Annotated in this window: 9 protein-coding genes; all 9 read left to right on the top strand. The window is 56.1% G+C overall.

Going from position 1 to position 12,401, the window contains the following annotated elements:
- Window positions 1–24: 24 nt before the first annotated feature.
- On the top strand, window positions 25–1,443 hold the full coding sequence (locus tag AAE514_RS03540) for a TIGR03013 family XrtA/PEP-CTERM system glycosyltransferase (RefSeq protein ID WP_347330127.1): 1,419 nt from the start codon (window positions 25–27) through the stop codon (window positions 1,441–1,443).
- A 67-nt stretch (window positions 1,444–1,510) separates the two neighbouring features.
- Complete coding sequence (locus AAE514_RS03535) at window positions 1,511–2,131, top strand: XrtA/PEP-CTERM system exopolysaccharide export protein (RefSeq protein ID WP_347330126.1); 621 nt, start codon at window positions 1,511–1,513, stop codon at window positions 2,129–2,131.
- A 14-nt stretch (window positions 2,132–2,145) separates the two neighbouring features.
- Entirely contained in the window at window positions 2,146–3,660 is a 1,515-nt protein-coding gene (locus AAE514_RS03530; protein WP_347330125.1) for an XrtA system polysaccharide chain length determinant, read from the top strand.
- An 86-nt stretch (window positions 3,661–3,746) separates the two neighbouring features.
- On the top strand, window positions 3,747–4,484 hold the full coding sequence (locus AAE514_RS03525; RefSeq protein ID WP_347330124.1) for a CpsD/CapB family tyrosine-protein kinase: 738 nt from the start codon (window positions 3,747–3,749) through the stop codon (window positions 4,482–4,484).
- Window positions 4,485–4,542: 58 nt separating this feature from the next.
- The gene (locus tag AAE514_RS03520) at window positions 4,543–5,865 is read left to right on the top strand and encodes a hypothetical protein (protein ID WP_347330123.1); all 1,323 of its coding nucleotides are present in this window, start codon (window positions 4,543–4,545) and stop codon (window positions 5,863–5,865) included.
- A 354-nt stretch (window positions 5,866–6,219) separates the two neighbouring features.
- Window positions 6,220–6,918: a fibronectin type III domain-containing protein gene (locus tag AAE514_RS03515; RefSeq protein ID WP_347330122.1), complete on the top strand. Its 699-nt coding sequence runs from the start codon at window positions 6,220–6,222 to the stop codon at window positions 6,916–6,918.
- A 140-nt stretch (window positions 6,919–7,058) separates the two neighbouring features.
- Window positions 7,059–9,677: a tetratricopeptide repeat protein gene (locus AAE514_RS03510; protein WP_347330121.1), complete on the top strand. Its 2,619-nt coding sequence runs from the start codon at window positions 7,059–7,061 to the stop codon at window positions 9,675–9,677.
- 328 nt (window positions 9,678–10,005) lie between these two features.
- On the top strand, window positions 10,006–10,797 hold the full coding sequence (locus AAE514_RS03505) for a PEP-CTERM sorting domain-containing protein (protein WP_347330120.1): 792 nt from the start codon (window positions 10,006–10,008) through the stop codon (window positions 10,795–10,797).
- A 147-nt stretch (window positions 10,798–10,944) separates the two neighbouring features.
- A complete protein-coding gene (locus AAE514_RS03500; protein ID WP_347330119.1) occupies window positions 10,945–12,399 on the top strand; it encodes an exosortase/archaeosortase family protein in 1,455 nt (484 codons plus the stop codon).
- Window positions 12,400–12,401 lie beyond the last annotated feature (2 nt).

The raw sequence follows: 12,401 nt of genomic DNA, 5'->3' as shown, positions 1-12,401 counted from the left end.
CGCACCCTCAAAAGGATCCGGGTTTTGTCATATATACGGCTTAACAAACATTATATTCATTTACCCTACTTATTCCTTGGAATCATCGAGCTTGTCCTGTTGATTCTCGCCGCCTGGGCCGCAGAGCGCTGGCACCAATCCATCGTGGAGCCTATGACCCCCTTTCTCGGTGCCCCCGAGGCCTGGTGGCCCAGTGTGGTCTTTGCGGTGGTGCTCAGTTGCTGCACCCTCTCAATGGGGGCCTATATCGCTCTGGTGCGCGAAGGATACTCCAGCATGGTGTTGCGCACACTGGTTAGCTTTTTCCTTTTGGGCAGCTCGGCCTTGTTTATACTGAACCTTCTCTTCGCTGGGGTGCTGATGCCGCAGGGGGTCATTTTCTGGGGGGTGCTCTTCGCCACCGCCCTGGTGCTGATGGCCCGGGCTATCTTCCTAAAGCTGGTGGACACCGCCGAGCTCAAGCGGCGGGTGGTGATATTTGGGGCCGGGCAGCTCGCTCAGAAGCTCCTTAAGAACTTGGAGCCGGAGCGGGATGTCATTGGGGTGCAGGTGGTCGGTTGCATCCCCAGCGGCAACGAAACCGTGGAAGTGGATAAGGCACTGTTGTTGCCTTTTCCCACTGATTGGGTGGCGTTTGTCAAAGCGCAACAAATTTCCGAGATTGTTGTCTCTCCAGATGAGCGCCGCCAAAGGGACGGAGGGGTCTTCCCGCTCAATGAGCTGATTGATTGTAAGTTGGCGGGGGTCCCGACCAGTGAGGGCCTGGCGTTTTACGAGCGGGAGCTGGGGAAAATCGACATCAGCATCCTGAAACCGAGCTGGATGTTGTTCTCCGACGGCTTTAAGTACTCCAAGCGTCGTTCCATCGCCAAGCGGTTGTTCGACGTTGGTCTGGCGTCTGTTTTTGTATTGATATTCTGGCCCTTTATGATCCTGACGGCTCTGGCCGTGCTGCTGGAAAGCGGGAGGCCGGTCCTTTACTTTCAGGAGCGGGTCGGTCTAAATGGCAAGACCTTCCGCATTTACAAGTTTCGCAGCATGCGCCAGGATGCGGAAAAAGGAGGCAAAGCCGTATGGGCCCAGAAAAACGACAGTCGAGTTACACGGGTGGGCGCATTTATCCGCAACACTCGGTTGGATGAGCTGCCTCAGCTCTATAACGTCCTCAAAGGGGATATGAGCTTCGTCGGGCCGCGTCCCGAGCGGCCCGAATTTGTCAGGGAGCTGGCTGACCAGATCCCTTTCTATCACACACGCCACAAGGTCAAGCCTGGCCTGATGGGCTGGGCGCAGTTGAAATATCCCTATGGCGCTTCGGTTGAAGACGCCCGCAACAAGTTGCAGTACGATTTGTACTATACCAAGAATCACAGCTTCCTGATGGATATGCTGATTATGATCCAAACCGTCGAAATTGTGCTGTTGGGCAAGGGTGTGCACTAGCAGGGCGTTTTCAGTAGCCTGACCCAAGACCCAACGGCGAATGAATGACTGAAGGAGATTAGGCGCAATGAAAATGAACATATTTCGGACGAGCTTCGGCTTTTGGGCGTTACTGGCAGTGTTACTGTCCGCGTGCTCCACTCCTCCCGTTACCCAGCCGCCCGATACCCAGCCGGCGCTGGCGGAGTACCACATCGGCGTTGGAGACTCTCTGCGGATCAATGTGTGGCGTAACGCTGAGCTTTCCAGCGATGTGCCGGTGCGCCCCGATGGTATGATTTCGTTGCCTCTGGTGGGAGACATCGAGGCGGCCGGCCGGACCACGGAGGAACTGGCCTCGGCACTGACTTCGGAGTTGACCGACTATATTCGAAACCCCCAGGTGACGGTTATCGTTACAAACCCCGCCAGCTCGGACTATCAGCGCCGGGTTCGTATTACGGGGGCGGTTCAGAACCCGCAATCGCTGCCATACCGGGACGGCATGACGGTGCTGGACCTTGTATTGATGGCCGGTGGCCCCAATGAGTTCGCCTCGGCCAACAATGCTAAGTTGTATCGCCGGGTAGAGGGAGAGGTCAAAGTTTACCCGATCCACTTGCGGGATCTGATTGATAAAGGCAAAGTCGAGACCAACTACTCTCTGCAACCCTCGGATATTGTGACTGTCCCTGAGCGTGCGTTTTAAGGCCAAAACCCTTTATGGATAAATCGTTTATTATCGACCTGCTCAAATCTCTGAAGTTTGAGGCTATCCGTTTTCGGGTGTGGGTCGTGCTCATCTTTATCGCGGCTGCCTTTGTCCCATTGGTGGTGGGGTATTTCTGGCCCAATACCTACACCACCGATGCGGTGCTATACGCCGATGAGACCAACATTATTGAACCGTTGCTCAAGGGCAGGGCTTCCGTAACGGGTGTTGATCGAGCCAAACAGGCGCAAGAGGCCCTATATACCCGCCGGGTACTGGAAAAGGCAGCCGAAGAGGCCGGGATGATCGATGCGCGCTCGCCCGAAGACCAGAAGGCCGCGGCGGTGCGACGGTTGCGCAATGGGGTGACGGTACAAACCGAAGGGGCCAATAACTTTCGTGTGCTGTACAGCGCGAACAGCCCTGATAAAGCCTTCACCGTTTTAAATAGCGTCATCAATGTGTTTATTCAGGATACTGCGCGACGCAAGCGGGAAGAGAGTGTAGGCGCCTTTAACTTTATTGATGCCCAGGTTGAATCCTACCGCAACCAGCTGGAGCGGGCGGAGGAGAAGCTCAAAGAGTTTCGCGCGCAAAACACAGACGGGACGGAAGCCCAGGTGAGCAGCCGGATCAGTAAGCTAAGAAACGATATCGAAATGCTCAAGCTGGAAATTCAGGAGTCCGAATCCAGAATAGCCTCCCTCAACGAGCAACTGGGGCAGGAAAGTAAATATCAAGTTGCAAAGGGTGAGGTAGAGCGCCTGCGTGAGCGCCGCCGGGAGTTGCGCCAGGAGCTGGATCGGATGTTGCGCCGTTATCAAGATAGCTACCCCGACGTTGTGTCGCTGCGCCAGCAAATACAGGATGTTGACGAAGAAATCGCCCAGATCGAGTTTTCGGGCGAGTCCTATAGCGGTGACCAAACCACAGAAAACCCCCTCTATGAAGATTTGCGTAAACAGCTCTCGGAGGCTGAGGTCAACCTGAAAGCCCAGAAGCGGCGCATGGATTCACTGCAAAAGCTACTAGAGCAGGAATACGAGCGCGCCGAAAGAGTGGCGGCCAATCAGGCACAATTGTCTGAGCTGACCCGGGACCTTGAAGTAACTCGAAACGTTTATAACGAAATGCTGCAGCGAAAGGAGTCTGCGCGGCTGTCCATGACCCTGGATGTTGAGGGCCAAGGCGTTAACTACCGTATTCAAGACCCCCCGACGTTTCCCTTGGAGCCGTCTGGCTTGCGGTATGTGCACTTTGCCATCGCTGGCCCGTTTCTGGGGTTTTTGGCACCATTGGGGCTGCTGTTCGTCTATGTCTTTCTCGACCCGCACTTTCGTTCAGCTCGGGCTATGCAGCAACAGTTGCCGGAAGGGGTGGAGCTTATTGGCGTCATTCCTCATTATCACACTCCGCTGACTTCCCGACTCTTGCGCAAAGATATGGTCATTTTGGTCGGGTTAAGTTTGCTGGCGATGGGCGCCTACGTGGCGTTGTCGATTTTCTGGTACGACATAAAGAACTGATTGGGGGCGAACGAACGTTAATCGCCCGCCCCAAAGACATGAAGTCGGAGCTCAACCTTCGAACATTTATCGAGAGGCTTGAAACCGTGAAAGAAGAGCGCCCACAGGATCCGCTGATCAAGAGTGCCGTTTCCGAGCACCGTAAGCGCGAGCAAATTAAAGCGATGGCCACGCCGGTCATTTGGACTCAGGAAGAGTTATACGAGAAAAAAGTGATCTTCACCGGCATGCGTGAGCGAGAGCTGCTCAACGCCTTCCGGGAGGTGCGCATCCGGATTCTCCAAAAAAGCAAAACCGACAATGTGGTAGCCCTGGTTTCCTCCCTGGCGGAAGGCGGTGGGGGCACCTTCACCGCTTTCAACTTGGCGGCGACTTTTGCGCTTGATCGCCACAAGACGGCGTTGTATGTTGATTGTAACCCTTATAACTCATCGGCTGAGCAGTACACCGTCACGCCGATCGAGGCGGGCTTGACCCAGTACCTGCAAGATTACACTGTTCCTTTGAAGCATATCATTTACCCTTCCGGGGTGGAGCGCCTACGGGTGATTCCCTCAGGGGCGGGCAGCGACTCCGCCGCCGAATTCTTCAACTCCAAGCGAATGGAAGTGCTGATCTCCGAGATTAAAACCCGCTATCCCGACCGCTTCATTGTGCTCGATGCCCCTTCGGTACAGGCCACCACCGAAGCGCGCATTCTCTCGCAGTACTGTGATCATGCCCTGCTGGTGGTGCCTTTCGGTAAAAGCACTCAGTCCGATATTCTCGCTGGCATCGAGTCGGTGGGCCGAGACAAGTTCTCTGGCCTTATTTTTAACCACTGACTTTTTTGTTCCCAAGGCCTCATTTGTAAAGAGGTATCACACCGATAAGGACGACGCCATGACTGCAATAATCGGCTTTCACATTAAGCGTCTTGCCTCGAAATGGCCGGCCCCAGTATTACTGGTTCTGGCCCCTGTGCTGCTGCCCGAGGTGGCCCTTGCGGAAGGGGACTGGCGGGCGAGCGTCGGTCTCCACACTGAACACACAGACAACGCCAACAAATCCGAAGACAACCCTCTTTCCGAGCGCCAGGATGAGGTGGAGTTGAATCTGGGAGGCAACTACGCGAACCGCTGGGTGTCCTTCGAGGCGGGATACGAGGCGAGTGAGCGTCGTTTCAATGAAGGCTCCCAGGAAAACCGAAGTCTGCTTCGAGGCGACAGTGAGTTGACCCTGGGCCAGCCCACGGACCCCGTTGACTTGGTGGTTACCCACAGCCGGCGAACCGTTCTCAACGCGCCGGATGACGTGGATTTACTGCGCAATAATGATGAGCGAACCATTCTTTCGGCCCTGCCCAGCGCTCGCTGGCAGCCAACGGGGGCGGACCTGTTAATGGCCAGAGGCCAGTTTTCCGATGTCGACTATCGCTTTCGACCAGAGCGCAACTCTGAGCGCCAAGGGGCCAGTCTGATCTGGCAAAGGGATGTGTCCGAGGTGGACTCCCTCACACTGACCGGCCAGGAAACGGAGGTCTCCTTCGATGCTGCTCCCCAGGCGGATTACGAATACCGCGCGGCAAGTTTGTCGTACCGGGTCAACCTGCGTCGGCTTCAGTATCGAGTGCAGGTGGGGTATAACAAAAGCCGCCCGGCAGTGGGCGAAGGACTGTCCAGCCCGAGTTATTTGGTGGATGTGAACCTGGGAGACGCGGCTAGTCGGTGGGGTTTTAGCGCCAGTCAATTTATTACCGACAATTCCAGTGGCAGCGGCAATCAGGGGGATTTGGGCGACTTTTCCCCCGGTGACTCTTCTTCCGGCGAGCTGGATCAGCTTGAGCGCACCCGAGCGGAGCTGCGTTGGATGAACCAGACATTGTGCGCGCGCTGTAACCTCACGCTCACCACCTACTGGCAGAGCGATGACTATCGCCTTGAGGCCCAAGACCAGGACGAGCTCGGCTTCCGGTTGTCGGGCCGCTACGCGGTCAGCCAACAGTCCTCGCTAGACCTTTCCTGGCAACGGCGCGACCGCCAGTTTGAGGCCGGGGCGGAGCGTTCTGACTTTGTACAGAACCGGTTACGTGCCCGGTACGAATACCACTTTGTTCAGGACATGACGGTAAGCTTGTTTCTGGCACGAAATGAGCGCCAGTCCGATGATAATCGCCGGGAGTACGCTGAGAATACCGGTGGCTTGGGGCTAAGTTACAAATTTTGATCAATTTGTTTAAAAAGTGTACGCTTAGTGGGCGAACGTTCGCTGAAAAGTGCGACTAAGCGCACGTTTTTCAACTTTTGTTGTCTCCCATTTCCCCCCTTTCCCTAACTTTCCTGTACCCTCCCTAACTGTCTCAGCAACCACGGGAATGGCTTTATAACCCAAAAGTATAGCGCTGCTACAACGACGCAAAAGTACTCGTCATGCATAGTGAGTTATAGCGCAAATTATATAAAAAAATAGCCTCTTAGTAGTGATTTCGTATATTTCCAGTGGTAAAAGTGCGTAAGGATTTTCGACGATAAGGAGTGGTGAACCACTTTTATTTTAGCCTTGGGGCCGGGAACTGAACTCATGTCTTTTTTCATAACTCATGCTTCACTGCGGGTGGGCGCGCAACGCCTTTGTGTCTGTGGTTTCGCCGCGCTGACCCTATCACTTGCCGCCTGTGGCGGCGAGGCGGAGTTGGACGCTAACAGCTCGCGCCTGGACACCAAAGTCCCCTACACCGAACAGCTCTCAGGCGGAAGCAATACCGGGCTGGCGACCGATGATCTGATTGGGGCCAACGTCGCGACTAGCCCTACAGCCAAGCCAACTGGCAATGGTGGCAACGTGAACGGCGGTGACGGCGGGCAAACGTCGGACTCTGAGGCGGCACAGCCAGATAATGGCGGCGACGAAGAAGCGGCCCAGCCCGATGGAAGTTCCGGAATAATCGACGAGGCCATCTCCAGCGATAACTCCGGGCTGGTCGAAGAGGCCCTCTCTGACGTGAGCGGTCTGGTTCGTTTGGAGTGGGAGCGCCCCGAGTTCCGCGAAAACGGTCAGTACCTGGATGGCGATGACATCGGTGGTTACGAGTTGCGCTACCGTCGTCTGGGCGAAGAACGCTTTAAAACCGTGATTATCAATGACGGCTGGGACGAATCCTTTGAAATCGGTGAGCTTGCGGGTAGCTACCAATTCAGTATCGCCGCTTTCGATAATGAAGGGCTGTATAGCGAATTTGTGAGCCTTTCTCCGGCTACGGGCCTGCTCGGCTCGCTCTAAGGCGTGCTTTTGTGCCGGAAGGCGGATAAATGCCGCCCACCGGCAGCTGTCAAATTAACCGGCATGTTTTAACCCCAGCCTCGGCGGCGTATACTTCGGCCAGATCCTCCCAATAAGGTTAATCAGCTGAAGGGACCGCCATGCAGACTCAGCTTCCCCGTTTCATTGTCGCCCTCCTCGTCGCCGCCAGCGTTCTGGTTGGCTGCAGTCGCGAAGAGAATACAGAGCAGGCGCAGGATTACCTCGAACGAGCCGAAGCCTACCGAGATCAAGGTCAGTACCGTGCGGCCATGATCGAAATCACCAATGCCATGAATAGCGCCCCCAACGAGGTGCGCTACCCCATCGCGCTGGCGGAGGTGTACATCACCCTGGGCGCCGGACGTCGTGCGTCCTCGTTGCTGGAAGAATACGCCGATGACCACCCTCAAGCGGTGGCCCTGGCCCTGGCGGAAGCCTATTTGCTGCAAGGCAAATTTCTTTCGGCTCAAGAGGCTCTGCAGGGTTATACCCCCGAGACAGAAGAGGACGCCCGGGCGCTTGCGTTATACAAAGCCGATATCCAGCGGGTTCAAGGAAACCTTGAAGCCAGTGAGCAGGCTTATCAAGCCTTACTGGAAGACTACCCGGGCGACTTGGAAATTGAGCTGAGGTTGGCGGAGAATCATATTTTTCGTGGCCAGAGCGAGGCGGCGAACCGGATTCTCAAGCGTTTGCGTGAACAGCACCCCAAAGAGCCGGAACCCCGGCATTTGAGCGCTATTGTTGCGTTGCAGACCAATGACTTGGATCGTGCCGAAAGCCTCCTCACCGATGCGCTGATCGACATGCCGGACGCCGATATCATGCTGCCGGATCGGGCGGCGGTGCTCCAGTTGTTGGCGGAGACGTTAACCGCTCAGGGCCGCACCGCCGAGGCGCTGGTGTATCAAAAAGCGTTGGCCGAAGAGTCTCCAGACTCGGTCGCCGCTCAGCAGCGCCTCCAGGAGGCCGTGGCGGCGGCGGAGGCCGGCAACTACGATGAGGCTGAGTCCATCCTGAAGGAATTGCTGGACGAAAACCCCGACAGTCAGTCTGCGGCACTCATGCTGGGTATGGTGAACTTAAGTCGTGGCGACTATGAGTCGGCCGAGCCCTTACTCAGTCGCAGCGTCGATGTGGAAACGGCGAATACGGACGCCATTCGTGCCACGGTGCTGGCTCAGGCGGAAACCGGTAACGCGGAGCGTGCTATTCAAACGCTTGAGCGCTCTCTTGAAGCGCGGCCCGATAATGCGGTCTTGCTCTCTTTATATGGGGTGTTGGCGTTGAACAATCCCGAATCGGAGCAAGACGGTTACCTCAGCATTCAAAAAGCACTGGCTCAGGACCCACATCGCGGAGGGCTGCGCGTGGCACTGGCGCGCCATCACTTCCAGCGCGGAGAAGCCGAACAGGCCATGGCCCAGCTCAGAACCGCCTTCAACTACGAGCCGGCAAACTGGCCCGTCACCAATGTCTATATGAACCAGCTGCTCGCTAGAGGCGAGCTGGACGAGGTGGCCAAGGCGGTGACTAAGCTGAAAGAAGCGGCCCCCAAAGAACCAGAGACAGCTTTGTTTGAGGCGCAGTATCGCTACCGCGATGGCAGCCCGCAAAAGGCTATCGGGCAAATGGAGAACCTTCTCAAGTCCGAACCCGACTTTGCCCGAGGTCATGGCGTACTGGCCCAGATGTACCACGAAAATGGTCGGTCCGATAAGGCGTTGGCCTCGGTGGAGCAAGTGCTCAAGCTGGAACCCCAAAATCTTCAAGCCATGAGAGCGGGCGTCGAAATTATTTCCAGCGCAGACTTGGCCCGGTCACCTCAGGACTGGCTCGCGGAGCTGGCGAATGAGTTTCCAGCGGCGCAGCCAAACGCCACGGCCCTGGGGGCCATGCTCCACCGGGAGGCGGGCAACTTGGAGGCGGCCGCCGAAATGATGGACCGCTACCAAGGCGAGGAAACCGGCTATACGCGCCAAGTTACCTCAGTGATATACCGCGACCGGGCTCGCCAGCTAGCCAGTGCCGGCGATTTTACCCGGGCGCGGGAGCTGTTGAGCCAAGCGCTTGATGACTTTCCCACCAGCCAAGCCCTGAGCTTGGACCTGGTACGGCTGGACCTGGCTCAGGGCCGGCTGGAACAGGCTAGAGTGCTCTTGGATGACCTGGAGCAGCGGCACCCGGAAAGTGCGGAGGTGACCCTCATGAGCGCCCGGGTGACCCAGGCCGCCGAAGGGCCTGAGGCCGCTTACCACGAGCTGCGCACCGCCTGGGATGAGCAACCGAACAACGAAGTGGCGGCCATGCTGCTGTCCCTGGCGCGAGAGCATGACGCGGACGCGGTTCCCGAAATTTTACAACAATGGGAACAGGCCGCTCCGGAGAATCGAGGCCGGCTTCTCTTTATGGCCGAAGAGTACCAACGCCAGGGCGATGAGGCGGGGGCGATTACCGCCTATGAGCAAGTTCTGGCCAATAACCCAGACGATGCCGTCGCGCTAAATAACCTGGCCTGGTTGCTGAAAGAGCGGGACCTTGACCGGGCGCTCACCTTGGCCAAGAAAGCGGCTGAATTGCAGCCTCGTTCGGCACCTATTCTGGATACCTATGGCTGGCTCTTGCACCTGAAAGGCGACCGAGCGGCCGCACTGCGCCACCTGGAGCGGGCGGCAGAGCTAGCCCCCAACGTCTCGGCCATTCAAGAGAACCTGGAAACGGTTAAAAACGCCAAGTGATGGTATGGGCGACGGGTGTCCCGTCGCCTCTCCTCCCTCGTTTTGCGCCCCCCGAGGCATGTATTCTCATGCCGCTGAGTTTGTTTCCTACGCCCCTTAAGTCCTCCTCCTTCCTGTGCTGACTCCTCCGCCGAAGCTCTCCGTTTTCTCGTCGGAAAAGCTTACATGCCCCCGTTTGAATAGGTAGTGCAATCCCTCTAAGCCATTGAAAATATTAATAAAAATCTTGTTGGTTCGGCTCTTGCATGGATGCAGCCAAGGCTAAGACAGTTAAGTATGGCCTCAATGCGAAAATCCTGAATCATCGTTTCCTCAAAGGATGGACATTATGAAGACTTTTACAAAATCATTGCTTGCGGGTGGCATCATGCTGGCCGCCGGCGCGGCCAACGCCGCCAACATTAATATCGGCATCAGTTACGACCCGAGTGCGGAGTCCAACTTTCAGGCCCTGTTGAAATCTCCTTACGTGACGGAAGATTTTGACAACTTGGGTGTGCAAGGCACCGGGGCCGCCAGCTACGGCGGTGGCGGTCAGGCTGGGCAACAGCTCTCCTGGGTGGACTCCAAACCCACTTTCGATACGAATGTCGGCACTTTCACTCTGGTGCAGGCGGGACAGGTTTACACCCACGCCGATTTGGCGGCCGACGACGGTGACAACCTGAAAATTGAAAGCGCCGCCACGGGTGAGTTTTCTCGGGAGCCGCTGAGCTCCGATGGCCCGGACGACTTTTGGTTGGATAGCAATGATGCCAAGGAAGTTACCTGGGACTTCGACTCCGGTGATGTAGTCGGCACCAACTACGATGCCTTCGGTTTTTACCTGGCTGACCCGGCGGATGTGGCCGCACAACTGACCTTACATTTCACCGACGGCACCAGTTCCGATGCGCTGACTATTCCCTTCGAGCAGGTTAACGGCTCGGTGGGTTACGTAACGGTGAAGAGCGACATGTCCATCATCGGTGGCACGCTGACCTTTGACAACAGTGCCAGCAATGACGGCTGGGGCATTGACGATGTTACCGTCGGTAAGCTTCCAGAACCGGGCACTCTGTTACTGATGGGGCTGGGCCTGTTGGGCTTGGGCGCCGCGCGTCGCAGAACCGCCAAGTAAACGTTGATCTTCAACGTTCAAAAAAAGGCCGGCATTTGCCGGCCTTTTTTATTGTTGTCAATTCACGCTCCTGCGGTAGTCAGCCGTGGACGCTTAAAGTATCATCAAAAACAATAATTCATTAACGCATTTATGGCCTGTCCCCGAATGGATATCGAGTCATCTTCCAACACCCGTGTGACCGCCGCGCCTCGGTATTTGCCAACGCTCATTGCCGGCCTGTGGATCGCTCTGTTCGGTGTCACCTTTGCCGATCTTTGGCAGCGCTGGATTCAATGGGATAGTGCGTTGGCGCACGGTATCCCAGTAGTGGTCATTTTTCTTAGCCTTCTTTGGAAAAGTGGACAGTGGCGCAGACAGCACTGGTTTAGCTCCCGGTTGGAGTTAGCGTTTGGCCTTACGGCCCTGCTGGGTACCTCGCTACTGTGGTTTCTGGCCTACGCCGTCAATATTCAAATTATTGAACAGCTGCTGCTATTGCCGGCTCTAATCTTTGTCTACGCCACGCTATTTGGCTGGAAGACGGTGTTTCATCACCGCATTCTGCTGCTGTTTCCAATTTTTGCCATTCCCATCTGGGGAAGTCTCAACGGGCTGTTGCTTGAGGCCGCCAGCTCGGTGGTGGGAGAGTTGGTTCGTCTGATCGAAATGCCGGCCTTGATCCAAGGCAACAGTATTTATATTCCCTACGGCCACATTCTGATCGCCGATGGCTGTTCGGGGCTGCGTTACTTTGTGATTGCGCTGACGCTCGCCTACTTGATTGGCTACCTGAACGGTTATCGCGAGCCGAAGTTGCTGTTGACTCTAATGGTGGCTGCAGCTCTGGGTCTGATTACCAATTGGATCCGCATATTCGTTCTCATTGTCATTGGTTACCACACTCGAATGGAAAGCGGTTTGATGGAGGATCATGAGCTTTTTGGCTGGGTTCTGTTCGGTTTAATTTGTCTGCCCGCCATCTATTTTGCTCCGGTGCATCGTCACGACAGTGCTCAGTCCGAAACGTCGAGCCGCACCCGCGCGGTAACCCGGCCCCTGATAGCGCTGTCCCTCGGCGCTATGACAGTAGGGCCTCTCCTGGGCGTCATGCTCTATTGGTCTTTTGATGCGAGCGCCTCTGACAGCGTAGAAAGCAGGGAGGCGGAGCAGCTGGCCACGCCACTTGAAGTGGCAGCGCCGCAAGAAGCGAATACCACCATAAAAAGGCTACAGAACAACGTTTTCCTTCGTCGGGATGTCTATGAGCGGAACTATTTTAATGAAAAGCTGGTCCCTTACCTGCCGCGTCTCTACAATCACCAAGTATGGCTGAATGTGAAGGACGAAACCCGAAACCTGGGCCGCTATTCCGTCCGCTATCAAACCTTCTCCGAGAAAGCGGGAAAAAAGCGAGTCGCGCAGCTACAATGGTTTAACGTGGGCGGGAAGGTGACTGCCAGTCGCGTGGAGGCCAAGCTACTCCAAGTTCCCGCGACACTGCGAGGGGAGAACATTTTCTCCATTGTCACCCTACAAACGCTCTGCCGGGAAAAGGAATGCGACAACGCCTATCGTTTACTGAGTCAAAAAGCGGAGCATGAATTAACGCCGCAGGAATAAAG

It is taken from the genome of Marinimicrobium locisalis (assembly GCF_039822625.1).
Classification (GTDB): domain Bacteria; phylum Pseudomonadota; class Gammaproteobacteria; order Pseudomonadales; family Cellvibrionaceae; genus Marinimicrobium; species Marinimicrobium locisalis.
This window is presented reverse-complemented; position numbering and strand designations above follow the sequence as displayed.

Bases quoted from the DNA above. Each gene is read 5' to 3' on its own strand.
- AAE514_RS03535 (WP_347330126.1), top strand. From the start codon at position 1,511: ATGAAAATGAACATATTTCGGACGAGCTTCGGCTTTTGGGCGTTACTG.
- AAE514_RS03530 (WP_347330125.1), top strand. From the start codon at position 2,146: ATGGATAAATCGTTTATTATCGACCTGCTCAAATCTCTGAAGTTTGAG.
- AAE514_RS03520 (WP_347330123.1), top strand. From the start codon at position 4,543: ATGACTGCAATAATCGGCTTTCACATTAAGCGTCTTGCCTCGAAATGG.
- AAE514_RS03515 (WP_347330122.1), top strand. From the start codon at position 6,220: ATGTCTTTTTTCATAACTCATGCTTCACTGCGGGTGGGCGCGCAACGC.
- AAE514_RS03510 (WP_347330121.1), top strand. From the start codon at position 7,059: ATGCAGACTCAGCTTCCCCGTTTCATTGTCGCCCTCCTCGTCGCCGCC.
- AAE514_RS03505 (WP_347330120.1), top strand. From the start codon at position 10,006: ATGAAGACTTTTACAAAATCATTGCTTGCGGGTGGCATCATGCTGGCC.
- AAE514_RS03500 (WP_347330119.1), top strand. From the start codon at position 10,945: ATGGATATCGAGTCATCTTCCAACACCCGTGTGACCGCCGCGCCTCGG.